Origin of the sequence: Halomonas halmophila, assembly GCF_006540005.1 — a bacterium.
GTDB classification, from domain to species: Bacteria; Pseudomonadota; Gammaproteobacteria; order Pseudomonadales; family Halomonadaceae; genus Halomonas; species Halomonas halmophila.
On the sequence record NZ_BJOC01000003.1, the window covers coordinates 128,749 to 150,775 of the forward strand.

Genomic DNA, 22,027 nt, shown 5'->3' on the forward strand with positions numbered 1-22,027 from the left:
TGTGAAAGAATCGCCGCAGGGTTTTCCCTGCGGCGATTGTGTTTCAGGCTGGCGGTGCTAGTCATCATGCTGCCTTCTGGGAGAAACGAGATGTCGAAGCCTGTGCATGGTGTGACCCTGGCCGAAATCCAGGCGGCGCGTCGGCGTATCGCCGGGCAGGTGACGCGCACCCCCTTGATCCGCTCGGCGACCCTGTCGGCGCGTTTCGAGGCCGAGGTCCTGCTCAAGCTGGAGACTCTGCAGCCGACCGGTGCCTTCAAGCTGCGCGGCGTCGTCAACATGATCAGCGCCCTGCTCGAGCGATATGGTCAGCAGGCCCTGGCGGCCGGTGTCACCACGGCCTCCACCGGCAATCATGGGCGGGCGGTCGCCTACGCGGCAGCACGCCTCGGCGTCCCTGCCATCATCTGCCTGTCGCACCAGGTGCCGGACAACAAGGTCGCGGCCATCGAGGCGCTGGGCGCCGAGGTACGGCGTATCGGCGACAGCCAGGACGAGGCCTTCGGCGAGGTGGCGCGACTGGTCGACGAGCAGGGCATGACGCTGATTCCGCCCTTCGACGACTCCCTGATCGCCGCCGGGCAGGGCACCATCGGTCTGGAGCTACTGGACGACGCGCCGGACCTGGATCAGGTGCTGGTCGGCCTCTCGGGAGGCGGCCTGCTGGGTGGCATCGGGGTCGCCCTCAAGGCCAGCCGGCCCGAGCTGGAGATCACGGGCGTGAGCCTGTCCCGTGGCGCGGCCATGCATGACAGCCTGCTGGCCGGTCACCCGGTCGAGGTGGAAGAAGTCGCCAGCCTCGGCGATTCGCTGGGTGGTGGTATCGGCCTGGACAATGGCTGCACCTTTGCGCTGGTGCGCGAGGTCATGGATTCCCACTGGCGGGTTTCCGAAGCCGCCATTGCGCGTGCCATGGTGGAGCTGCTGGAAGACGATAAGCAGTTCGTCGAGGGCGCCGCCGCCGTGGGGCTCGCCGCCCTGAACGAGCATGAGCTGGATATCCGCGGCCGCAAGGTGGCGCTGATCCTGTCCGGCAACGGCGTCTCGCTGGAGACGCTTGATCAGGCCCGTAGGCTGGCGGGACGATAGGTGGGAAGAGGGAAGAGGGAAGAGGGAAGAGGGAAAAGGGAAGAGGGAAGAGTTAGGTGTCTGCTTTTTCAGGGTCACTTCAGCCCCCTTACCCTCACTTCTTACCCCTCACTTCTAACCTCTCACTTCTTACGCCTCACCCCTCACCCACGGCTACTGGAGGATTTTTTCCATGCAGTTGTATCAACGCGATGCCATCGAAGCTGCCGTGACCCTGGACCATGCGGCGTTGGCGGCCGTGGAGGCGGGCTTCGCGGCGCTGGGGCGCGGCGAGGTGGTGCAGCCGCCGATTCTGTCCATGGCCATCGAGGAGTCCAATGGTGAGGTCGACGTCAAGACCGCGCATATCCGCGGCGCCGAGCGCTTCGCCATCAAGGTCAGTCCCGGCTTCTTCGACAATCCTCAACTCGGGCTGCCGAGCCTGAATGGCCTGATGGTGGCGTTTTCGGCGCGCACCGGCCAGGTGGAGGCCGTGCTCTTCGACGAGGGCTATCTGACCATGATCCGCACCGCGCTGGCCGGCGCCATTGCCGCCAAGCAGCTGTCGCGGGAGAGCAGCCAGCGGGTCACGGTGCTGGGCGCCGGTGAACAGGCCGAGCGGCAGCTAGAGGCCTTGCGGCTGGTGCGCGATATCCGCGTCGTCGATGTCTGGGCGCGGCGCCGCGAGGCCGCCGAGTCGTATGCCCACCAGCTGCGGCAGCGTGGCCTGGAAGTCAATGTGCATGAGGACCTGCCGAGCGCCTGTTCACAGGCCGATATCATCGTCACCACCACGCCTTCCCGGGAGCCGCTGCTGCAGGCACGCGACCTGCCGGAGGGGGTGCATATCACCGCCATGGGCTCGGACAGCCCGGACAAGCGCGAGCTGGCGGACGCCCTGCTGACTCGCGCCGATGCCTTCGTCTGTGATACCCGAGCCCAGAGCGAGACCAATGGCGAGCTCAAGGGCTTCGCCGGGCGCGAGGCGCCGTTCAAGGTGCATGAGCTGGGGCAGGTGATCGCCGCCGGCGAGAGCCTTCGACTGACGGATGCCACCATCACCGTCTGCGACCTGACCGGCACCGGCGTGCAGGATACCGCCATTGCCGGTTTTGCCCTGTCACGCCTGGCCGACTGAGACAGGGACTGCCTGCGGCCGGGCTTGCCGAACCCGCGGACTCGCGTCACGCTGAGGGCAGAAGGTTTGGCAACGCATCGTCGAGGAGGGCGTGATGAAGCGACGCGTACTGGCGTTTGATGTCTATGGCACCCTGATCGATACCCATGGCGTGGTCGAGGCCCTGGCGTCGCTGCTGGGCGATACCCAACGCGCCGCGGCGTTTTCGCGATGCTGGCGCGACAAGCAGCTCGAATACAGTTTTCGGCGCGGGCTGATGGGAGCCTATGTGGATTTCTCGCGCTGTACCCGGGAGGCGCTGGAGTTCACCGATCGGTTGCTGGGCACCCGGCTTTCCGATACCGGCAAGGAACACCTGATGGGGGCCTATGCCGGTCTGCCGGCCTTTGCCGATGCCGGGACGGCACTGGCTCGTCTCGCCGAGACCGATGTCACCTGCGTGGCCTTTTCCAATGGTGGTCGGGACGCGGTGGCCGGGCTGCTCGAAGGGGCCGGCCTGAGCGAGTATTTCGCCGATATCGTCAGCGTCGAGGAGGTCCACCGCTTCAAGCCCGACCCGGTGGTCTATGCCTACCTGCGTCAGCGCCTCGACGCCGAGTCCGCTGATACCTGGTTGATTTCCAGTAACGCCTTCGATGTCATCGGGGCCCGCCATGCCGGACTGCATGCCGCCTGGGTTCGGCGTAGCCCGGAGGCGCCCTTCGATCCCTGGGGGATCGAGCCGGATACCACCGTGGCCGACCTCGAGGCGCTGGTCGACTACCTGCGGCCAGCCGGAGGCCGGGGCTCATGACCGGCAGGTGATCACCGGGCCACTGGATCAAGGCTCCGAAGAGTCGTCCGAGTCACCAGGCGTGAAGTGCTGACCGGCCCGGTGCAGCAGCTCGAACTGACGGTCGCAACGGCGACAGGCGCTGCACATCGCCAGGTGCAGGCGTAATGCCGCTCGCTCCCCGAGGGTCAGCGGGCGGTCGTGTTTCAGGGACATCAGGCGGGTGGCTGCGTGGCATTTTTTCATGAGGCGGTCTCCGTGGTCAGCCAGCCCTTCTCGATGCAACTGCGTAGCCGAAGCCTGGCGCGGTGCAGCATCACCCAGCAGTTGCTTTCCTTGATGCCGATCTCCTGGCAGATATCCGCGGTCGACAGCCCCATCAGTTCACGCAGCGAAAAGATGCGCGCCAGGTTATCCGGCAGTCCGATCATGCAGGCATCGAAGGTCTGCCAGAAGGCCTGGTTGTCGAGACTCAGGTCCGGGTCTCCCCAGGCAGCGGGGCGCGCCTGAGGGCTCCAGTGGCCATTCTGCTGAAACATGCGATCGATGGCGTCGTCGTCCGATTCGTCCTCCAGCGGCTGCCACTGGCCGTGTTTCTTCTGGGCCCGCATGGCATCCAGGATCTTGTACTTGAGAATCCCGAAGACCCAGGTTTCATAGCCGGAGTGACCCTGGAAGCTCGCGGTCTTTTCCATGGCGGTGAGCAGGGCATCCTGAACGGCATCCTCGGCCTGGCAACGGTCGCGCAGATGGAGCAGCGCGAAGGACACCAACCGAGGGCGCACTGCCTCGAGGCGTTGGCGCAAGGTCTCATCGTCCCTGAAGCGGGGCTGGCTCTGGTTCACGAATCCCTTCCCTCGAGCGTTGGGCTGACGGTGTCTGGATCGACCGAGTGGCCGAAATAGCGGGGCCGTTTCCGACGAGTGTGTGTCCAACCCGGCCCCCTGATCCATTGAAATGTTCATGCGATGTTCAACGCCTGGCCGGGCTGGACAGCCAGGCATGGATCAGGGCGTCCAGCGAGATCAGGCCGGCACCGCGCAGCACCAGGGTCAACAGGCTGGCGGCCCAGAGCCCGTGGGTGACCCAGGCGCCGGGGTAGACCAAGACCTGGATGACCAGGGTCATGCCGAGCAGGCCGACGGCGGCAAGCCGGGCCGCCAGCCCTGCCCAGAGGGCCAGGGAGAGCGAAAACTCGGCGATGGTCGCCAGATAGGCGGCCAGGGCGGCAGGAATCAGCGGCAGGGCGTATTCGTTCTCGAACAGGAAGAAGGTGCTCTGGGTGATGCCGCTGCCATCCACCTTGGTCAGTGCCGAGCGGAAGAAGACGCTGCCCAGCACCAGACGTATCAGCAGCAGGACGGCATCCAGCGGCAGCCGGTCGAGCCAGGGGGCGAGCTTCAGATAGTAGCCGTGGAGTGGCTGGCGCCAGTCAAGCTTCATGCGGGTGTCTCCTGAGCCTGGGTCAGGCTGCCCAGTGCCAGCAGGGTGCCCAGCGCCTCGCTGACCTGCGCCTGATCCGCCTGGCGGGCGCTGGTCGCCAGCGCCTCGCCGAGTGGGGTGGTGGTCGTCAGGGTCTGGTAGAGCCGGCGCGTGCTGGTGTTGACTGGGTGTATCTCGACACGCCGGCCCTGGCGGATCAGCAGCCATGTCCAGTCGCCGGCGGCGCCGACGGGGGCGTGGTCTTCGCCGCGCTCCAGGGCGTGCCAGAGGCACAGTACGTCGTGGTGGCCCTCCACCAGCCGCGATGCCGGATGCGTCATGCAGCAGACGGCCTGCGGGTCCTCTGCCTGACCCAGCAGCTCGGCGCTCAGTGGCGCGGCATCGGCCGCGTGGCTGACGCTGAGTCGGGCATGCTCGAGCCGGCAGATATCCACCACATAGCGGTAGTCCTGCATCACGCTCAGGCGCTCCAGCGCCTCGGCAAAGGCCTGGCCGTAGTAGCGCAGGCGTGGCTCCTCGGGGAGCCGGCGACGCACATGGTCGCTGGCTACACTCCGGAAGAAACGCTCGCCGAGCAGTGTGCGGGTGTGCGGAAAGGTCTGGGCCAGGGCCTCGATCAGGCTGTGGCGCACATTGTTGCGATAGACATCGAAGCCCGGCTGATGGCCCAGCCGGCTGTCGCCGGCCTCGCCAAACTGCAGGGCCCGGGTGAAGTCCCGTTGCCATTCGGCGAGCGAGGTCATGAGGCCGGCTCCAGGCGGGCCAGCGGTGCCCTGGCCGCGCTGGCGTGATAGTGGCGGGCGAGGGCGGCCTCCTCCAGCCAGCGGGGCAGGCTGGGGATGCGGGTGTCCCACTCGATGAGGGTGGGCACCGCTGGCAGGGCGTCTGTCAGCTGGGCATAGCGCTGCCAGACGGCCTCGCAGACCGGGCTGCCGTGATCGTCGATGCGCAGGGGCGGCGTCGCCTCGGTGTCCAGCGAATGCCCGGCCAGATGAAACTCGCCCACCGCCGACAGGGGCAGCGCACTCAGATAGTCGCTCAGGTCACGCCCCAGGTTCTCGGCGCTGATGTAGGCGTTATTGATGTCCAGCAGCAGGCCGCAACCGGTGCGCCGGACGAGCTCGGTCAAAAAGTCGGCCTCGCTCAGGGTGTTGTCCAGCGCCATGTACAGGCTGGGGTTCTCGACCAGCAGTTGTCGCCCCAGGGCCTGCTGGGTGGTGTCGACATGGCGGGCCACCACCTCGAGGCTTTCCTCGCTCAGCGGAAGTGGCAGCAGGTCATTGTAGAAATCGCCTTCCAGTCGGCTCCAGGCCAGGTGCTCGGAGACACGTACCGGGTTCAACTCGTCCACCAGATGCACCAGGCGGGCCAGGTGCTGGTCGTCCAGCGGCTCGGCGCTGCCCAGTGACAGGCCGACGCCATGCACCGATAGCGGGTAGCGCGCGGCGATGGCAGCGAGATCGTCGCGCATGGGCCCGCCCGCGCTCATGTGGTTCTCGGCGTGCAGTTCGAGAAAGTCGATGTCGGCCCGCTCGGCGATCAGCTCGGCCATGTGCCGGGGCTTCAGGCCGATGCCCTGGGCGGCGCGAGGCAGACGGTGGGCATCCATGAGCATGTCGGTTCCTCCTCTATTCCTGAGAGGGTGTTTACAAAAGTCACGAGCGACGGACAGGCCAGGCGAAATCAGCCGAAAAAGCGAGCTGGTAAATGAGCATTTTGAGGCTGATTTCAACGCCGCATGGGCGAGCGCAGTAGTTTGTAAACACCCTCTGACAGGGTCCTGGCGATATCCGGCTCAACCCGCAGGATGAGCCGGTGACATTCAGGGACGCTCGATGGGTTCCAGGCTGCCGTTGCCGTGCGGGGTCTCGATGCTGGTGCAGCTGCCTTCGGGGACCAGGGTCCAGGCATTGCCCTGGTAGTCGACGGTGGAAGTGCCGGCGCAGGTGGTGCCCGGTCCTGCCTTGCAGTCGTTCTCGCCGGCCAGGGCGACGCCGTAGCACTTTTCCATGGCCTCTTTATCGTCGGCCAGGGTGGTGCCCATGGCGCCGGCCTGGGCAATGGCGGTGGTGATGATGGCGGCCATCAGTGTGGACTGTTTCATGATCTGACTCCTCGTTGGCTGGGGATCTAACGCCACCGCGCCAGCTCGTCAGGCGTCGGTGGTTATGATTGAGTGGCGCGGGATCACAGATCCTTACAGCCTCGAGGAAATTTTTTGGTTCATCGCACTTGCGCGTGGCGAGCCTCCCTTCAGGCAAGGCGCGTTGGCGGGCACCGCGCCCGTGCCGGCCGAAGGGCGTCCGGGTGGCGCTTTTTTCATGCGGCCGACGGGCAACTACACTGAAGGGCAGGGCAAGCCGATGATTCGCCCGGCGGCCCGTTGCGAGGTGAAGCGCATGCACGGCACACCGCGACATCCTCATCGTCCAATCGCCATCCTGACAGCCCTGGCCTGCCTGTTGCTGGGGTTTGTGCTGGCTTGTCAGACACTGGCACAGCAGGCCCAGACACCCTCGGCACGCGGCTCGGCACTGGTGATGACGCTGGACGGGGCGATCGGCCCCGCCACCAGTGACTACTTCAGCCGTGGCCTGGCCAGGGCCGAAGAGCGCGGGGCCGAGCTGGTGGTAGTGCGTCTGGATACCCCGGGCGGCCTGGATGCCTCGATGCGCGACATGGTGACGCGCATGCTGGGCGCCGAGGTGCCGGTGGTCGTGCATGTCTCGCCGGCCGGCGCGCGCGCCGCCAGTGCCGGCACCTACCTGCTCTATGCCAGTCATGTGGCGGCCATGGCGCCGGCGACCCACCTCGGCTCGGCCACTCCCGTGCAGATGGGCGGCGGTGGTCTGCCGGGCATCGGTGGCGAGCCTGAAGCGCCGGATGATGGCCAGGGTGACGGTGCGCAACCCGGCGATGAAACCGATGAGAACGCCTCCCAGGACGCCACCGCTGCCGCGGAGAACGGCACCTCGGACAAGCGCCGGGGCGAGACCGCCATGGAGCGCAAGATGCTGGAGGACGCCGTGGCCTATATTCGCTCCCTGGCCGAGCGTCACGGACGCAACGCCGACTGGGCCGAAGCCGCGGTCCGCGAGGCGCACAACCTCACCGCCCGTGAGGCCCTGGAGCGTAATGTCATCGACCTGGTGGCCAGTGATCTCGACGACCTGCTGACCCGGATCGATGGCCGCGAGGTGGTCATGGCCGACGGCCCTTATACCCTCGCCACCCTGGGGCTGGCCATCCAGCACTTCGATCCCGACTGGCGGACCCGTCTGCTGGCGGTGATCGCCAACCCCAATGTGGCCTATTTCCTGATGATCATCGGCTTCTACGGGCTGATCTTCGAACTCTCCAACCCCGGCAGCCTGGTGCCCGGCACCGTGGGGGTCATCTCCTTGCTGCTGGCGCTGTTCGCCTTTCAGGTGCTGCCCGTCAACTATGCCGGCCTGGCGTTGATCCTGGTCGGGCTGGGGCTGATCGTCGGCGAAGCCCTGATGCCCAGTTTCGGCATTCTGGGGATGGGCGGCATCGTGGCCTTCGTGATCGGCTCGGTGATGCTGATGGACGCCGACACCCTGAATATCTCGCTGCCGCTGATCGGCGGGGTCGCCCTGGTGGCGGCAGGGCTGATGCTGTGGGTGGTGTCGCGCTTCGTGAGCCTGCGGCGACGCCCGGTGCGCACCGGCCAGGAGGAACTGGTGGGCAGCGAGGCCAGGGTGGTCCGGGGCTTTCCGGGCGAGGGCCATGTGCGCCTGCATGGCGAGCGCTGGAAGGCGCGCAGCAGCGTGCCCCTCGAGCCTGGACAGGGCGTGCGCGTGGTCGACATCAAGGGGCTCGTGGTGAGGGTGGAGCCCCTCGATGCCAGGGCCGGGGGCGCATCTGCCCCGGACATCAACGATGAGGAGAAGACGTCATGATGCTTGCCTATCTCGTGCCGGCCGTGTTGGTGCTGATGCTGCTGGCGGCCTCGATTCGTATCCTGCCGGAGTACAAGCGTGGTGTGGTGTTCTTCCTGGGCCGCTTCCAGTCCGTCAAGGGGCCGGGGTTGTTCATCGTGGTGCCCGTCATCCAGAAGATGCAGGTGGTCGACCTGCGCGTGATTACCATGGATGTCCCCGAGCAGGACGTGATTTCCCAGGACAACGTCACCGTCAAGGTCAATGCCGTGCTGTATTTCCGGGTCGTGGACCCGGAGAAGGCGATCATCCAGGTGGAACAGTACATCAGTGCCACCAGCCAGCTGGCGCAGACCACCCTGCGCTCGGTGCTCGGCAAGCATGACCTCGACGAGATGCTCTCCGAGCGCGACAAGCTCAACGATGACATCCAGGAGATCATCGATGCCTCGGCCGAGGGCTGGGGCATCAAGGTGGCCAATGTGGAGATCAAGCATGTTGATCTGGATGATAGCATGATTCGCGCCATTGCCCGGCAGGCCGAGGCGGAACGCGAGCGGCGCGCCAAGGTGATCCATGCCGAGGGCGAACTGCAGGCCTCGCAGAAGCTGGTGGAGGCCGCCAATATCATGTCCGAGAACTCGGCCGCCCTGCAGCTGCGCTACCTGCAGACGATCAACGACATGAGCAACAATCATGCCTCGACCATCGTGGTGCCGCTGCCCATCGACATCATGGAAGCCTTCCAGCAGACCAAAGGCACCAGGCCGTCAAGCGACGAATGAGCCGGGCTTCGGACGGAGGGTGGGTGCAGAGCCTCATGGAGTCTGGTAGACTCTCGCGCTCTTGTCGGGGGCGCTTTCTGGACTCGCGTTCACCCCCGCTGATCTCGAACCAGGGAACCGATTGACCGTGATGCCCCCTCGTTCCGGGCTGGCCACGCCGCCCTAGCACTTCCCCTCACATTTCGGACCGCGATGCCGTCGTCACGATGTCATCACGGTCGGGCATCGTCGTGATGCTCTGGGTGCTCCTGCGCCCGCCCCGCAACTTTCCGATTTTCGACACAACGCCTGGCGCCTGTCTCTACCGTGCTGCCGATTCGGGGAAGGGATCCGATACCCTGGCGCTCAGAGCATGACCATCATCTCCTGACTGGACCGAAGCATGTACGAAAAAATGAAGCTGAGTTGGTTCTCCAACCTCAAGGGTGACACACTTTCGGGCATCGTCGTGGCCCTGGCCCTGATACCCGAGGCCATTGCCTTCTCGATCATCGCCGGCGTTGATCCCAAGGTCGGCCTTTATGCGTCCTTCGCCATCTGTGTGATCATTGCTTTCGCCGGTGGTCGCTCGGGCATGATTTCCGCCGCGACAGGCGCCATGGCATTGCTGATGGTGACCCTGGTCAAGGAACACGGTCTGCAGTATCTGTTGGCCGCAACGCTCTTGACCGGTGTGTTGCAAATCATTGCCGGCTATCTTCGCCTGGCGGACCTGATGCGCTTCGTCTCGCGTTCGGTGGTGACCGGCTTCGTCAATGCGCTGGCGATCCTCATCTTCATGGCGCAGTTGCCCGAGTTGACCGGTGTGACCTGGCATGTCTATGCCATGACGGCGGCGGGGCTTGGCATCATCTATCTGTTCCCGTACCTGCCGGCGGTCGGCAAGATACTGCCGTCGCCGCTGGTCTGCATCCTGGTGCTGACCGCCGTCTACCTGGCTACCGGCATGGAAATTCGTACCGTGGGTGACATGGGCGAACTCCCGGACAGCCTGCCGATCTTCCTGTGGCCGGATGTGCCGCTGAACCTGGAAACCCTGTCGATCATCTTTCCCTACTCCCTGATGCTGGCGGTCGTCGGCCTGCTGGAATCGATGATGACGGCGACCATTGTCGATGACCTGACCGATACCAGCAGCAACAAGAACCGCGAGTGCAAGGGGCAGGGTGTGGCCAACATCGGGGCCGGCCTGCTGGGTGGCATGGCGGGCTGCGCGATGATCGGGCAGTCGGTGATCAACATCAAGTCCGGTGGTCGCCGCCGCATGTCGACGCTGATCGCCGGTGTGATGCTGCTGATGATGGTGGTCTTCCTGGCCGACTGGGTATCGCTGATCCCCATGGCCGCCCTGGTGGCGGTGATGATCATGGTCTCTATCGGTACCTTCAGCTGGGAGTCGATCCGTGACCTGAAAAAGCACCCGCTGTCGTCCAACATCGTCATGCTGGCCACCGTGGCGGTCACGGTGGGCACTCACAACCTGGCCATGGGGGTGTTCGTCGGTGTGTTGCTGGCGGCGCTGTTCTTTGCCAACAAGGTTGGCAATATCCTCTACGTCGGAGTGGAAGGCGGCGACATCGAGCACAGTCGGGTTTACAAGGTGGTCGGCCAGGTCTTCTTTGCCTCCTCCGAACGCTTTTCTGCCGCCTTCGATTTCAAGGAAAGTGTCGAGAAGGTCACGATCGATCTGTCGCGGGCGCATTTCTGGGACATCACCGCCGTCCAGGCGCTGGATCGCGCCGTCATCAAGTTCCGCCGCGAAGGGACCGAAGTCGAGCTGATCGGCTTGAACGAAGCCAGCGCCACCATTGTCGACCGTTATGCCGTTCACGATGATCCAGAAGCCGTCGAAAAATTGATGGGCGGTCACTGAGTTTCATCGATGGCCACTCTGTGACGGGTGGCCGTGATGGTGTAGAACAATGGTACGGATCCCAACACGCCAGCAGCGGGAAAGACAGATGACTGAACAAGTGATGGCCGCCATCGACGGCTCGAGCGTTTCCGAAAGTGTCTGCGACTATGCGACCTGGGCCAGCCGGGCGCTCGCAGCGCCACTGACCTTCCTTCACGTGGTGGATAACCACCCTCAGACCGCCGAGGCGGATCTGTCCGGCAACATCGGGCTGGGCGCACGGGAGCACCTGCTCGAGGAGCTGTCCCACCTGGACGAGGAACGCGCCAAGCTGGCCCAGGAACAGGGGCGCGTGATGCTCAAGGCGGCCGTGGAGCGCGCCGGTCAGCATGCCGACGGTGAGCCGGCCACGCGTCAGCGCAATGGCACCCTGGTCGAGACCCTGGAGGAACTCGAGGAAGAAATCCGGCTGCTGGTGATCGGCAAGCGCGGTCAGACGGCGCAGCAAGCCAGCGAGCACCTGGGGTCCAATCTGGAGCGGGTGGTGCGCGGTGTGCACCGGCCGATCCTGATGGTGCCCGAGGGCTTCAAGACGCCGGAGCGCGTGCTGATTGCCTTCGATGGCAGCAAGACCACCCGCAAGGGGGTCGAGATGCTCGCCAGCAGCCCGCTGTTCCAGGGCATCGCCTGCCATGTGGTGATCGTCGGCGCCGAAACCGGGGACAATCGCTCCCAGCTGGACTGGGCGCTGAAGACGCTGCGCGATGCCGGCCACGAGGCCGAGGGTGCCATCCGCGCCGGTGAGGTCGAGGAGACCCTGAGGACCTACACGCAGGAGCAGGACATCGACATGCTGGTGATGGGCGCCTATGGCCACTCGCGCATTCGCCATCTGCTGGTCGGCAGCACCACCACGGCGATGCTGCGCAAGGCGTGTGTGCCGGTACTGCTGCTGCGCTGAGCGGTGAGCTTCGTCGGTCGTCAGGCGGCGGTGGTGTCGCCACCCGGGCCGAGCCGGTTGAGCAGTGGCTGGGCGAGCGCCCAGCCGGTGGCCAGCAGTACCAGCATGCCGATCAGTACCTGGCTGAAGCTGGCGCCCAGGTCCAGGGCGATACCCAGCACGGCGGGGGCGATGCCGGTGGAGAAAACCATGCAGGCGCTGAGGGTAGCGCGCAGGGTGCCGAGATACTCGGCGCCCCACAGGCGCACCAGCAGGCTGGTGGCGATCGACTCCTGAGCGCCGACCGCCAGGCCGCCGCCGACCATCAGGGCCCAGACGCCGGCATGCCCACCGTTCAAAACGGCGATCAGCAGGGCGGCGACAAACGGCAGTAGATATAACCGGGCCACGCGTGCCGCCCCCAGGCGGTCGACCCAGCGTCCGCCGAGCAGGGCGCCGGGCAGCTTGGCCAGCCCCATGCCGGTCAACGCCAGGGCATAGACGGCCAGGTTGCTGTCCAGCGCCTCCGTCATCTGGGCCTGATAGATGAACAACCCGGTCATGGTGACCGGCATGATCATCAGCAACGGCAACAACTGCCAGAAGCGCCGCTCGCGGAACGGCCTGAGGCCGCCCTGGCGCCTGCTTTCCGGCTTCCTGCCCGGTGCCTCGGGCCATTGACCGCGCCACAGCAGGGGCAACCAGAGGCCCGCCAGCAGCAGGCCGAAGCACCACCACAGCTCCCGCCAGCCCAGCCACACCAGCAGTGCGGCGACCAGCGGTGGCAGCAGTGTCTCGCCCAGCATGAGCCCGGTGCCTGCCAGCCCCAGTGCTCGCCCGCGCAGCGTGGTGAACTCGCGCCCGGCCAGGGTATTGCCGAGGTGGGACATCATGCCCTGACCGCACAGCCTGACCAGGCCGAGCCCCAGTAGACCGAGCCCCCAGACAGGCGATAATGTGAGCAGCACAACCCCCAGCAACAACGCCCCCAGCACTCCCAGCGCAAAGCGTCGCGGCGGGATCCAGTCGATGCTGGGGCCGAAGCGCAGCATGGCGAAGCCGGCGACCAGCGTTACTGCGGTGTAGGCGGTGCCGAACTGACCGGCGCTGAGTCCGAGGTGCTCGGCCATGGGGGCCTGGAAGAGGCCGACGAAGAAACTCTGGCCGAGGCTCGATGAGAACATCGCCACAAAGGCGATGCTCAGCAGGCCGCGGTGTTCCTGCAGCAGGGTGCGGTAGCCCATCTTGTTGCTTGTCATGACCTTCCTTCGTGACGTGCGCGTGGTGCCGCCGTAGCGCTGCCAATGGCAGGATGGCAGGGTTGCGGCCTTGTCATGGCGTCACAGGTTACCATGCTTTTGTTACCAGGCTTAGTAATACGTCGTCCCCAACGGATCCGGAGGCCAGCATGAATCACCCCGAACTGGACAGGCAGACCGTGGAGACGCGGCTGCACGAGTTGAGAACCGAGCTCCAGGCACAGAGCGAGGCCAGCCAGGAGGCGCGCGATACCGTGATGCTCGACCAGACCTCGGTCGGCCGCCTGTCACGCATGGACGCCCTCCAGGGCCAGGCCATGGCCAAGGCCGAGGAGGAGCGTCGCCAGCTGTCCCTGAAGCGCATCACCGCAGCCTTTCAGCGTCTCGAGCGTGGCGAGTATGGCGAGTGCATCGAGTGTGGCGAGTGGATCGCGACCAAACGCCTGCAGTGGGACCCGCTGGTACTCAAGTGCATCGAATGCGCGGACTGACACTCCTTCGCTCTGAATCGAGATCCCGCCAGTGGATAAGCTAGCCGCCCGGCACGTCCAGTGGTGCCTCCCTGGGCCGGAAGCGTCGCGACAGCGCATCGACGCCGATGTTGAGCATGGCGGTCACCAGTAGCAGCAGGAAGGCGATGTCGAACATCAGGTACTGGAAGTTCTCGTCGATGTAGTAGCCCAGGGTGGCCACGCCCAGCATGCCGAGTATCGCGGTCTCGCGCAGGATGACCTCGGCGCGGTAGTAGAGCAGTGCCAGCAGGCTCGGGTAGACACGTGGCAGCAGCTCATAGGCCAGGCGCCCCGAGGCCGGCAGCTGCGCCATGCCCGGCGTCAGGCTGTCGGCATGACGCGCCACCAGAAAGGCGATCAGGGCGCCGTTGTGCAGAGCCAGGGCCAGCCAGGCCGGCAGCATCGAGGGACCCAACAGCAGTAGAAAGATGAAGGCCAGCAGCAACTCCGGCGTGGAGCGCAGGAAGACCAGTACGCCGCTGCCCGCCAGACGCGTGGCGCGATTGCCGAAGTGGCGGCTGGCCAGTGGCCACATCACCAGCGCCACCAGCAGACTGCCCACCGTGCCCAGTAGTCCCAGCAACAGGGTGTTGCCGATGGCCGGGGCGAGGTCGGGAACTTCGGCCAGCCAGGCGAGCAGGCCGGCCCAGTCACCTTCGAGCAAGGGGCGCGGCCAGATATCCTGGCTGATGAAGCGCCACAGCAGCCCTCCATTGATGGCCGGCCATGGGCCCAGCAGGAAGGCGCCGCCGATCAGCAGCACCGGCACCAGCCGACGCTGGCTCCACCAGGGCAGGCTGGCGATCAGCAGATAGAAGAGCCACAGCAGGGCGCCGGCCTCGTGGTAGCGCCCCTCGCGGAAGGCGGTCTCGAGCTGGAAACCGAGGGTCGGCAGACCGACGAAGCCCAGCAGCACGCTGGCGCGCAGGCCGCACTCGAAACGGTAGCGGGTGTAGGCGGCGATCCGCGGCCAGGCCAGGGGCAGCTCGCTGTAGACGAAGCGCACCAGCCGGCTGACACCGAGCGGCAGAGCGTCGGCCGGCGCGCGCGGCGTCTCTTCGAGAATTTCCGCATAGACCTTGGCGAATATTCCGGCATAGGGGATGGCCAGGGCGGCCAGCGCGGTCAGCGCCGAGAGGCCGAACACCTGCAGGAACAGCAGTGCCCAGAAGAGCTCATGAATGGCCCGCACGAAGGCGCAGCCGGCGCGTACCAGTCGCGAGCGGGCAAACAGCAAGGCCAGCGGGAAGCCCAGCACCACGCCCGCCAGGGTGCCCCACAGCGCCACTGCGATGGTCAGTCCGAGGGCATGCAAGGGCGTCTCCACCGCACCCCAGGCGGGCCAGGCCAACCCCTGGGCCAGGCGGGCGATTTCCGCCCAGGGGTCTCGGGTCACCACCGCCAGGTCTGCCAGAGGCAGCAGGAGTAGCGCCAGGGCGACCAGTGTCAGAGTGTGGCGGGCCAGACGCGGCCCCAGGGCATCACCGCCGAACCACCGTGGGCGCTGGGGCAACGCAGCGCTCAGGCTCAAGCCTGCCCCCGGTAACAGGGCATGGAAGGCATCGGCGATGGTCGAGCCGAATCCTCGACGTCAGACGGGGGCCGGGCTTCGGGGTAGAGGGCATCCAGGTCCGCGAGGCCCAGCTCGGCAGCGGGCGCATCCAGCACCAGCTGCCCATCCCGCAGGCCCAGTACGCGGTCGAAGTGCGACAGCGCCAGTTCGCGCTGATGCAGGGCAATCACGCAGGTGTCGTGAGTGTCGTCGATCAGTGCGAGCAGGCGCAGTGCCTGATGCGGGTCGACGCTGGCCACTGGCTCATCGCCGAGGAAGACGGGGCGCTGCTGATAGAGGGCGCGCCCGATGGCGGTGCGCTGTCGCTGGCCCCCGGAGAGCCGGGCCACGGGGCGTCGCATCAGGTCCTGGATACCCAGTCGGGCACACAGCTCGCCTACCTCCTGCCAGGGGCGGCGCAACGGCCGCACCAGGTTCCACAGGTTGGCCACGGCCGAGTGCTCGGTGAGCCGACCCATGTAGATATTGTGATAGACGGCCAGACCCAGCACCAGGCCATGATGCTGCGGGCACCAGGCGACCTCGTCGTCCAGCCGCGCACGCAGGCCGGCCAGCAGCGTCGACTTGCCGGCGCCGCTGGGGCCGAGCAGGGCCACGCGCTCGCCGCGCTGGAGACTCAGGCTCAGGCGCGGCAGCACCACCTGGTCGCCGTGACCCAGGTCGACGGCGTCGAGGGTCAGCCATGGTGCGGCGGCGGAGGACATATCAGCGCAGCAGACCCAGGGACTCCGCCACTTCCTCGATGGGGGCGTACATGCTGTTATCCGCGGGAATGAAGGCCGAGCGCGGGAAGCTTTCCAGCAGAGCCGGATCATCCATCTCCAGCAGGGCCTGCTGGACCCGCTCGCTGAAGCCATCGCCATAGCGCTCATCGGCATCGCCGCGGATCGTCCACTGGTAGTCCGGGTAGCTGGGCGTCGACCAGATCACCTCGACCGTGTCGGTATCCACGCGACCATCCTCGACGGCCGCTTCCCATACCGAGTAGTTCACGGCGCCCAGCTCATAGGTCCCGGATTCCACCAGGGCGATGGTGCGCGAGTGATCACCGGAGAAACCGACACGGGAGAAGACGTCCTCGGGGGCCTCGTCGAAACGCTGACGCAGGAAGTGCTCCGGCATCAGTCGCCCGGACGTGGAGGTCTTGGCGCCGAAGGTGAAACTCTTGTCGGCGATCGCTTCCGGAAGCTCATCGGCGGGCTCGAGATCGGTGGAACGGTGCGCGATGAAGTAGCTCTGGAACTCGGCATCCTCCTGACCCTGGGCCAGTGCTCGGGAATCCGGCACCAGGCGGCGCGCCTGAACACCGGAGAGGCCGCCGAACCAGGCCAGCTGCACCTGATCGTTGCGGAAGGCCGTGACCGCGGCTCCGTAGGACTTGACCGGCACATACTCCACCTCGACATCGAGCCGGTCCTCGAGATAGTTCGCGACCTTCGAGAAACGCTCGATCAGCCGCGATTGATCCTCATCGGGAATAGCGGTGAAGCGGAAAGTCTCCTCGGCCTGAGCCCCCTGGGCCAGCACGGCCAGAGTCACGGCGGTCATGGCAATCCAGCGCATCGACGGTCTCCTTGTACATGGGAAGAGCCTATTGTTGTGGCTGGCAGGAGTATTGGCAAGCAGGTGTGGCGTCCTCTGGCGCGAGGGCCCTGAGAGACAGCAGCCTGCCTGCTTTCAGACGCCGGTCAGAGTCACTCCGGGTTGCGCGAGACCGGATAACGCGTTTCCTTGAGGCTGTCCTTGATCTTCTTGAGGTGGGGCAGGAAGTCTTCGCCGCGTCTCAGGGTGACGCCGGTGGCCAGGACGTCGATCAGCGCCAGCTGGATCATGCGCGAGGTCATCGGCATGTAGTGGTCGGTGTCTTCCGGCGCGCTGACGGCGAGTATCTCGGTGCATTCGTCGGCCAGGGGCGAGACCGGGTCGGTTATGCCGAGTACCACGGCGCCGTTGTTGCGGGCCTGGCTGGCGATGTCGACCAACTCGCGGGTGCGCCCGGTGTAGGAGAGTACCACCACCACGTCGCCGGTGTGGCAGGCTGCGGCCACCATGCGTTGCATCAGCACATCGATGTAGGCCGAGACCGGAATATTGAAGCGAAAGAACTTGTGCTGGGCATCCTGAGCAACGGCGCCCGAGGCGCCCAGGCCGAAGAAATGCAGCTGCTTGGCCTGGGTGAGATAGTCGACGGCGCGATCCACTCGTGCGGGGTCGGTCTCGCGGCGTGCCAGGTCGAGGGCGGCGATGGTGGCGCCGAAGATCTTGCTGGTGTAACCCTCAGCCGAATCACCGGGTTCGACGGCCTGACTGACATAGGGGGTGCCGCCGGCCAGGCTCTGGGCCAGCTTGATCTTGAAGTCCGGGTAGCCCTTGGCGTCGAAACTGCGGCAGAAGCGGTTTACCGTGGGCTCGCTGACCGAGGCGGAATGCGCCAGACTGGCGATGCTCATGCTGGTCGCGGCACTGGGGTCGGCGAGGATGACATCCGCTACCTTGCGTTCGGAACGGTTGAGTTCGTCGAGGCGCTGGCGGATGCGGTCCAGCAGATCGTGACTGACCATGGGCGGGGGCTCTCCCTGATGGCGGGCCAAGGTGGTAATTTAACGACGTAAAACTCGCTATCCTAGCGCGAGATCCCTGAAGGACGCCAGAGCCCGCCATGAGCGACTCGGGTCACTTTACCTTTAGTAGTAATCTTACAGAAATTTTTGGATGCTGGTGCGGCTTTGCGCTAGTATTTTGTAAAGTTAACCAGATAGGGGCGGACATGAGTCAAGATAAGCGGTCCCGGTCATCGAAGCTTGCCGACACCCTCGGCTCCGACGTCGATTTCGTGCTGTTCGGTGCGCTCGGTGATCTGTCGCAGCGCAAGCTGTACCCGGCACTGTATCAGCTCGACCGGGAAAACCTGCTGGCCGATAACACGCGTCTGCTCGGGGTCGCGCGTCAGGAGGTCGATGTCGAGGGCTTCAGGTCCCGGGTCGAGGCCTCGCTCAAGGAATACATCAAGCGTGACGAGCTGGACGCCGAGGTAGTCGAGCGCTTCCTGAACAGGCTCGACTATCGCTGCGTCGATGCGACCCAGGTAGAGGGTTATGCGGGGATTCGCGAGTGGCGCCAGGGAGCCGGCGACCGCCCCATGGTGGTGTACCTCGCGGTCGGGGCGAGCCTTTATGGCGACATCTGCCGCCATCTCGAGGACAGCGGCAGCCTCGACGAGAGCGCGCGAGTGGTGGTGGAGAAGCCGATCGGCCACGATCTGGAATCCTCCGACGAGATCAATGATGCCATCGGCGCCGTCTTTCCGGAGTCGCGCATCTATCGTATCGATCACTACCTGGGCAAGGAGACGGTGCAGAACCTGATTGCGCTGCGGTTCGCGAACCCATTGTTCGGCACCCAGTGGAATCAGAATCATATCTCTCACGTCGAGATCACGGTGGCCGAGAAAGTCGGTATCGAGGGCCGTTGGGGCTATTTCGATCAGGCCGGGCAGCTGCGTGACATGGTGCAAAATCACCTGCTGCAGCTGGTCTGTCTGATTGCCATGGATCCGCCGGCCAACCTCGATGCCGACGCCATTCGCGATGAAAAGGTCAAGGTACTCAAGGCGCTCAAGCCGTTCACCGATGACATGCTGGGCACTGATGTGGTGCGTGGCCAGTACATCGCCGGCACCAGTGATGGTCAGAGCGTGCCCGGCTATCTCGAGGAGCCGGATGCCAATACGGCCAGCCATACCGAGACCTTCGTGGCCATGAAGACGGAGGTGTCGAACTGGCGCTGGGCCGGGGTGCCCTTCTATCTGCGCACGGGCAAGCGCATGCCCGAGAAGCTCTCGCAGATCGTCATTCACTTTCGCCAGCAGCCGCACTATATCTTCGACCCCGATCAGCGCTCCCTGGCGGCCAACAAGCTGGTGATCCGCCTGCAGCCTGACGAAGGCATCGCCCTGCAGGTGCTGACCAAGGACAGTGGCCTGGACAAGGGTATGCGCCTGCGTCCCGGTCCGCTGCATCTCGACTTCAATAATGCCTTCGCCAAGACACGTATCCCGGACGCCTACGAGCGACTGTTACTCGAGGTGATGAAGGGCCAACAGTACCTGTTCGTGCGTCGGGATGAAGTCGAGCATGCCTGGAAATGGTGTGACAGCCTGATCGAGGCCTGGCAGGAACGTGACGAGCCGCCCAGGCGCTATCCGTCCGGTTCCTGGGGGCCGGTGGCGTCGATTGCCATGATCAGCCAGGACGGCCGCAGCTGGTACGAGGATTATTGACATGACCCAAGAGATATCGCCCCGGGACCGCCTGTCCCTTCAGCTCGCCGAAGCCGTCGCGGAGGCATTGAGAGTCGACCTGGCCAGCCGCGAGCGGGTGCTGCTGGTGGTCTCAGGTGGCTCCACGCCGGTGCCGTTTCTGCGCGCTCTCGCCGAGACGCCGCTGCCCTGGTCGCGCGTCGATGTCACCCTGGCCGATGAGCGCTGGGTGGCCGAGTCCGATGACGACAGCAATGCCCGCCTGATTCGCGAACACCTGCTGCGCAGCCAGGCCCGTCAGGCCAATTTCGTGGCCCTGACCAACGCGGCCGACACGCCCGAGGAGGGGGAAGCCGAGGTCGCGGGTCGCGTCGCCGCCCTGGCCTGGCCGGCCAGTGCCGTGGTGCTGGGCATGGGCGGCGATGGCCATACCGCCTCGCTGTTTCCGGACAGCCGCGAGCTGGAGCTGGCCCTGTCGACCGCGGAGCCCGTGGTGGCGGTGAGCACGCCCAGCCAGCCGCAGGCGCGCATCAGCCTGAGTGCCGACCGCCTGCACCAGTCGTCCCGACACTTCCTGCATATCACTGGCGATGCCAAGCGCGATGTGCTCGGCAAGGCAATGACCGGCGATGATATGCGCGCCTTGCCGATTCGTGCCTTCCTGGCGGCCCCCCTGGGTATCTATTGGGCACCCTGAACGCTACCGGCCTGTATTTCGGAGAACCACATGACCATCGATAAGCAATTGCCTTCCACGCGCACCACCGAGCTCGACAGCATCTGCCTCAAGGCGGAGGTCATTCCGGTGCTGGCCATTCAGCGCGTGGAAGACGCCGTGCCCCTGGCCCGGGCGCTGGTGGAAGGCGGCATCAGTGTGCTGGAAGTGACGCTGCGCACCGAGTGTGCCCTGGAAGCCACCCGGCGCATCAAGGAAGCCCTGCCGCAGGCCAGTGTGGGCATCGGCACGGTGCTGACCACCGCCCAGTATCGCCAGGCCGAGCAGGTCGGCGCCGACTTCGTGGTCACGCCGGGTACCACCGAGGCCCTGTATCGCCACGGTGTCAGCAGCCCGGTGCCGATGCTGCCGGGGGTGGCCACCGTCTCCGAGGTGATGGTCGGCTGGCAGTTCGGCTACCGTCGCTTCAAGTTCTTCCCGGCCGAGGCCAGTGGTGGCGCCAAGGCCCTCAAGGCCTTTGCCGGGCCGCTGCCGGAGGCTCGCTTCTGTCCGACCGGCGGCATCGGTCTGGATAACGCCGAGGACTATCTGGCACTCAAGAACGTGATGTGTGTCGGCGGCTCCTGGCTGACACCGGATTCGCTGGTCGAGGCGGAAGACTGGGATGCCATTCGCCGTCTGGCCCGGGAAGCGGCGGATCGTTTTCATCACTGAATGAGGGGGGCGGCGCGCTGTCTGAACCCGATACGTCAGGCAGAGGCGCCGCCACCAGAGCCTCCCGACAGGTTCTCTCTCGACAGCCTAGCTGTCGCTTTCTCGCCGGCCCTCTGGGCCGGCTTTTTTCGCTATATCCTCTGTGCCGCAGGCACCGGGCGAGCTGGCGCTCTCCGGGTATCAGTCGAGATCAGCGCGGGTCGGCAGGGCGGCATAGGCGCCGGGGCGCGTGACCGCATGGGCACCGCAACGGCAGGCGAAGGCCAGGGCATCCTCGAGCAGGGCGGTGTCGCGGAACCAGTCGTCATGGTAGCGCTCGGCGAGGCGCGTCAGCAGGCCGCCGATGAAGGCATCGCCGCCGGCGGTGGTGTCGACGGCCTTGACCGCGGGCGGCGCCAGGCGTGTTTCATGGTCGCGCTGCTTCAGCCTGACCTCGCCGGGCCCATGGGTGATGACGATGGCCCTGGCGCCGGCGGCCAGGCGCTCGGCCACCCAGTCGTCTTCCGGGTGGTCGGCACGCAGGTAGGTCAGCTCGTCGTCGGCCAGCTTGATCAGGTCGGCGTTATCGAGGAGCTGGGTGACCAGGCTGATATCGGCCTGGCCGGCGGCCCAGAGGTTATGGCGCAGATTGGCGTCGACGCTGACCAGGTAGCCGGCTCGCCTGGCCATCTCGGCCATGGCCAGCGTCGTCTCGGCGATGGCGGGCTCGGTCAGGCTGTTGCTGCACAGGTGCAGCAGGCCCGGTTCACTGAAGGTGCCGGCGGGGACATGCTCGATACGGTACAGCAGGTCGGCGGCCGGCGGCCGGTAGAAGTCGAAGGTGCGCTCGCCCTCGGCATCCCGCGAGACGAAGGCCAGCGCGGTGCGAGCTTCGCGGGTGCGGCTGACGCCCGAGACGTTGACGCCGTGTGCCGTCAGTTCGGCGGCCAGGAAGTCGCCGAAATAATCCTCGCCGAGCATGCCGAGGAACCGGCTGGGCAGTCCCAGCCTGGTACAGGCCACGGCCACGTTGGCCGGCGCACCGCCGGCGTAGGGCGTGAAGGTCTCCGGGCCTTGCCGGTTGTCTCCCAGGCGGCTCGACAGCATGTCGACCAGGGCTTCGCCGAAGGCAATCAGGTGGTTCATGACATAT

The 22,027-nt window shown here is 65.7% G+C and carries 23 protein-coding genes; 11 read left to right on the forward strand and 12 right to left on the reverse strand.

Annotated features, from left to right (window positions below):
• Positions 1 to 90: 90 nt before the first annotated feature.
• From eutB to HHA01_RS00725, 3 genes are all read left to right on the forward strand, one after another.
• Positions 91 to 1,089: a hydroxyectoine utilization dehydratase EutB gene (gene eutB / locus HHA01_RS00715; RefSeq protein ID WP_141317183.1), complete on the forward strand. Its 999-nt coding sequence runs from the start codon at positions 91 to 93 to the stop codon at positions 1,087 to 1,089.
• 172 nt (positions 1,090 to 1,261) lie between these two features.
• On the forward strand, positions 1,262 to 2,206 hold the full coding sequence (locus HHA01_RS00720) for a cyclodeaminase (protein ID WP_141317184.1): 945 nt from the start codon (positions 1,262 to 1,264) through the stop codon (positions 2,204 to 2,206).
• A gap of 94 nt (positions 2,207 to 2,300) precedes the next feature.
• The gene (locus HHA01_RS00725; RefSeq protein ID WP_141317185.1) at positions 2,301 to 2,999 is read left to right on the forward strand and encodes a haloacid dehalogenase type II; all 699 of its coding nucleotides are present in this window, start codon (positions 2,301 to 2,303) and stop codon (positions 2,997 to 2,999) included.
• Between the two features lie 27 nt (positions 3,000 to 3,026).
• On the opposite strand, the gene HHA01_RS00730 is transcribed toward HHA01_RS00725, so the two are convergent.
• The 6 genes from HHA01_RS00730 to HHA01_RS00755 all read right to left on the reverse strand — a co-directional run bounded on the left by HHA01_RS00730 (position 3,027) and on the right by HHA01_RS00755 (position 6,525).
• Positions 3,027 to 3,224, reverse strand: a complete 198-nt coding sequence (locus HHA01_RS00730) for a zf-HC2 domain-containing protein (protein ID WP_141317186.1) — start codon at positions 3,222 to 3,224, stop codon at positions 3,027 to 3,029.
• Complete coding sequence (locus HHA01_RS00735; RefSeq protein WP_246053763.1) at positions 3,221 to 3,823, reverse strand: sigma-70 family RNA polymerase sigma factor; 603 nt, start codon at positions 3,821 to 3,823, stop codon at positions 3,221 to 3,223. Before HHA01_RS00735 ends, HHA01_RS00730 begins: the two co-directional genes overlap by 4 nt.
• A 127-nt stretch (positions 3,824 to 3,950) precedes the next feature.
• A complete protein-coding gene (locus HHA01_RS00740) occupies positions 3,951 to 4,421 on the reverse strand; it encodes a DoxX family protein (RefSeq protein ID WP_141317187.1) in 471 nt (156 codons plus the stop codon).
• Positions 4,418 to 5,164: an HvfC/BufC N-terminal domain-containing protein gene (locus HHA01_RS00745; protein WP_141317188.1), complete on the reverse strand. Its 747-nt coding sequence runs from the start codon at positions 5,162 to 5,164 to the stop codon at positions 4,418 to 4,420. Before HHA01_RS00745 ends, HHA01_RS00740 begins: the two co-directional genes overlap by 4 nt.
• Complete coding sequence (bufB, locus tag HHA01_RS00750) at positions 5,161 to 6,036, reverse strand: MNIO family bufferin maturase (protein WP_141317189.1); 876 nt, start codon at positions 6,034 to 6,036, stop codon at positions 5,161 to 5,163. The genes HHA01_RS00745 and bufB overlap by 4 nt, the downstream gene beginning before the upstream one ends.
• Positions 6,037 to 6,243: 207 nt before the next feature.
• Complete coding sequence (locus HHA01_RS00755; protein ID WP_141317190.1) at positions 6,244 to 6,525, reverse strand: BufA1 family periplasmic bufferin-type metallophore; 282 nt, start codon at positions 6,523 to 6,525, stop codon at positions 6,244 to 6,246.
• Positions 6,526 to 6,820: 295 nt separating this feature from the next.
• Between HHA01_RS00755 and HHA01_RS00760 the strand changes: the two genes are divergently transcribed.
• From HHA01_RS00760 to HHA01_RS00775, 4 genes are all read left to right on the forward strand, one after another.
• Positions 6,821 to 8,344 (forward strand): NfeD family protein, encoded by a 1,524-nt coding sequence (locus HHA01_RS00760; RefSeq protein WP_141317191.1) that lies wholly within the window; start codon positions 6,821 to 6,823, stop codon positions 8,342 to 8,344.
• Entirely contained in the window at positions 8,341 to 9,108 is a 768-nt protein-coding gene (locus tag HHA01_RS00765) for a slipin family protein (protein ID WP_141317192.1), read from the forward strand. Before HHA01_RS00760 ends, HHA01_RS00765 begins: the two co-directional genes overlap by 4 nt.
• A 382-nt stretch (positions 9,109 to 9,490) precedes the next feature.
• Positions 9,491 to 10,981: a SulP family inorganic anion transporter gene (locus HHA01_RS00770; RefSeq protein WP_141317193.1), complete on the forward strand. Its 1,491-nt coding sequence runs from the start codon at positions 9,491 to 9,493 to the stop codon at positions 10,979 to 10,981.
• An 88-nt stretch (positions 10,982 to 11,069) separates the two neighbouring features.
• Complete coding sequence (locus HHA01_RS00775; RefSeq protein ID WP_141317194.1) at positions 11,070 to 11,924, forward strand: universal stress protein; 855 nt, start codon at positions 11,070 to 11,072, stop codon at positions 11,922 to 11,924.
• Positions 11,925 to 11,944: 20 nt separating this feature from the next.
• Here HHA01_RS00775 and HHA01_RS00780 read toward each other — a convergent pair whose 3' ends face one another.
• Complete coding sequence (locus HHA01_RS00780; protein WP_246053764.1) at positions 11,945 to 13,162, reverse strand: MFS transporter; 1,218 nt, start codon at positions 13,160 to 13,162, stop codon at positions 11,945 to 11,947.
• 149 nt (positions 13,163 to 13,311) lie between these two features.
• Between HHA01_RS00780 and HHA01_RS00785 the strand changes: the two genes are divergently transcribed.
• Entirely contained in the window at positions 13,312 to 13,653 is a 342-nt protein-coding gene (locus HHA01_RS00785) for a TraR/DksA family transcriptional regulator (RefSeq protein ID WP_141317195.1), read from the forward strand.
• 40 nt (positions 13,654 to 13,693) lie between these two features.
• Here the strand turns inward: HHA01_RS00785 and HHA01_RS00790 are convergent, their stop codons facing one another.
• From HHA01_RS00790 to HHA01_RS00805, 4 genes are all read right to left on the reverse strand, one after another.
• Entirely contained in the window at positions 13,694 to 15,205 is a 1,512-nt protein-coding gene (locus HHA01_RS00790; RefSeq protein WP_218023771.1) for a PhnE/PtxC family ABC transporter permease, read from the reverse strand.
• The gene (locus HHA01_RS00795) at positions 15,202 to 15,951 is read right to left on the reverse strand and encodes an ATP-binding cassette domain-containing protein (RefSeq protein ID WP_141317196.1); all 750 of its coding nucleotides are present in this window, start codon (positions 15,949 to 15,951) and stop codon (positions 15,202 to 15,204) included. Before HHA01_RS00795 ends, HHA01_RS00790 begins: the two co-directional genes overlap by 4 nt.
• 1 nt (position 15,952) lies before the next feature.
• The gene (locus tag HHA01_RS00800; protein ID WP_141317197.1) at positions 15,953 to 16,810 is read right to left on the reverse strand and encodes a putative selenate ABC transporter substrate-binding protein; all 858 of its coding nucleotides are present in this window, start codon (positions 16,808 to 16,810) and stop codon (positions 15,953 to 15,955) included.
• Positions 16,811 to 16,941: 131 nt separating this feature from the next.
• A complete protein-coding gene (locus HHA01_RS00805; RefSeq protein WP_141317198.1) occupies positions 16,942 to 17,808 on the reverse strand; it encodes a MurR/RpiR family transcriptional regulator in 867 nt (288 codons plus the stop codon).
• Positions 17,809 to 18,014: 206 nt separating this feature from the next.
• Between HHA01_RS00805 and zwf the strand changes: the two genes are divergently transcribed.
• Genes zwf through HHA01_RS00820 form a run of 3 tightly spaced genes read left to right on the forward strand, consistent with a single transcriptional unit; the run spans position 18,015 to position 20,895 of the window.
• Positions 18,015 to 19,526: a glucose-6-phosphate dehydrogenase gene (zwf, locus tag HHA01_RS00810; RefSeq protein ID WP_141317199.1), complete on the forward strand. Its 1,512-nt coding sequence runs from the start codon at positions 18,015 to 18,017 to the stop codon at positions 19,524 to 19,526.
• Between the two features lies 1 nt (position 19,527).
• Positions 19,528 to 20,202: a 6-phosphogluconolactonase gene (gene pgl / locus HHA01_RS00815; RefSeq protein WP_141317200.1), complete on the forward strand. Its 675-nt coding sequence runs from the start codon at positions 19,528 to 19,530 to the stop codon at positions 20,200 to 20,202.
• Between the two features lie 30 nt (positions 20,203 to 20,232).
• Positions 20,233 to 20,895 carry a bifunctional 4-hydroxy-2-oxoglutarate aldolase/2-dehydro-3-deoxy-phosphogluconate aldolase gene (locus HHA01_RS00820; RefSeq protein ID WP_141317201.1) on the forward strand — a complete coding sequence of 221 codons (663 nt, stop codon included), beginning with the start codon at positions 20,233 to 20,235 and terminating at the stop codon, positions 20,893 to 20,895.
• A gap of 180 nt (positions 20,896 to 21,075) precedes the next feature.
• On the opposite strand, the gene HHA01_RS00825 is transcribed toward HHA01_RS00820, so the two are convergent.
• Positions 21,076 to 22,020: a carbohydrate kinase family protein gene (locus tag HHA01_RS00825; RefSeq protein WP_141317202.1), complete on the reverse strand. Its 945-nt coding sequence runs from the start codon at positions 22,018 to 22,020 to the stop codon at positions 21,076 to 21,078.
• Positions 22,021 to 22,027: the final 7 nt, after the last annotated feature.

Coding starts and splice junctions, on each gene's coding strand:
- eutB (WP_141317183.1), top strand. CDS start 91: ATGTCGAAGCCTGTGCATGGTGTGACCCTGGCCGAAATCCAGGCGGCG.
- HHA01_RS00720 (WP_141317184.1), top strand. CDS start 1,262: ATGCAGTTGTATCAACGCGATGCCATCGAAGCTGCCGTGACCCTGGAC.
- HHA01_RS00725 (WP_141317185.1), top strand. CDS start 2,301: ATGAAGCGACGCGTACTGGCGTTTGATGTCTATGGCACCCTGATCGAT.
- HHA01_RS00730 (WP_141317186.1), bottom strand. CDS start 3,224: ATGAAAAAATGCCACGCAGCCACCCGCCTGATGTCCCTGAAACACGAC.
- HHA01_RS00740 (WP_141317187.1), bottom strand. CDS start 4,421: ATGAAGCTTGACTGGCGCCAGCCACTCCACGGCTACTATCTGAAGCTC.
- HHA01_RS00745 (WP_141317188.1), bottom strand. CDS start 5,164: ATGACCTCGCTCGCCGAATGGCAACGGGACTTCACCCGGGCCCTGCAG.
- bufB (WP_141317189.1), bottom strand. CDS start 6,036: ATGCTCATGGATGCCCACCGTCTGCCTCGCGCCGCCCAGGGCATCGGC.
- HHA01_RS00755 (WP_141317190.1), bottom strand. CDS start 6,525: ATGAAACAGTCCACACTGATGGCCGCCATCATCACCACCGCCATTGCC.
- HHA01_RS00760 (WP_141317191.1), top strand. CDS start 6,821: ATGCACGGCACACCGCGACATCCTCATCGTCCAATCGCCATCCTGACA.
- HHA01_RS00765 (WP_141317192.1), top strand. CDS start 8,341: ATGATGCTTGCCTATCTCGTGCCGGCCGTGTTGGTGCTGATGCTGCTG.
- HHA01_RS00770 (WP_141317193.1), top strand. CDS start 9,491: ATGTACGAAAAAATGAAGCTGAGTTGGTTCTCCAACCTCAAGGGTGAC.
- HHA01_RS00775 (WP_141317194.1), top strand. CDS start 11,070: ATGACTGAACAAGTGATGGCCGCCATCGACGGCTCGAGCGTTTCCGAA.
- HHA01_RS00780 (WP_246053764.1), bottom strand. CDS start 13,162: ATGACAAGCAACAAGATGGGCTACCGCACCCTGCTGCAGGAACACCGC.
- HHA01_RS00785 (WP_141317195.1), top strand. CDS start 13,312: ATGAATCACCCCGAACTGGACAGGCAGACCGTGGAGACGCGGCTGCAC.
- HHA01_RS00795 (WP_141317196.1), bottom strand. CDS start 15,951: ATGTCCTCCGCCGCCGCACCATGGCTGACCCTCGACGCCGTCGACCTG.
- HHA01_RS00800 (WP_141317197.1), bottom strand. CDS start 16,810: ATGCGCTGGATTGCCATGACCGCCGTGACTCTGGCCGTGCTGGCCCAG.
- HHA01_RS00805 (WP_141317198.1), bottom strand. CDS start 17,808: ATGGTCAGTCACGATCTGCTGGACCGCATCCGCCAGCGCCTCGACGAA.
- zwf (WP_141317199.1), top strand. CDS start 18,015: ATGAGTCAAGATAAGCGGTCCCGGTCATCGAAGCTTGCCGACACCCTC.
- pgl (WP_141317200.1), top strand. CDS start 19,528: ATGACCCAAGAGATATCGCCCCGGGACCGCCTGTCCCTTCAGCTCGCC.
- HHA01_RS00820 (WP_141317201.1), top strand. CDS start 20,233: ATGACCATCGATAAGCAATTGCCTTCCACGCGCACCACCGAGCTCGAC.
- HHA01_RS00825 (WP_141317202.1), bottom strand. CDS start 22,020: ATGAACCACCTGATTGCCTTCGGCGAAGCCCTGGTCGACATGCTGTCG.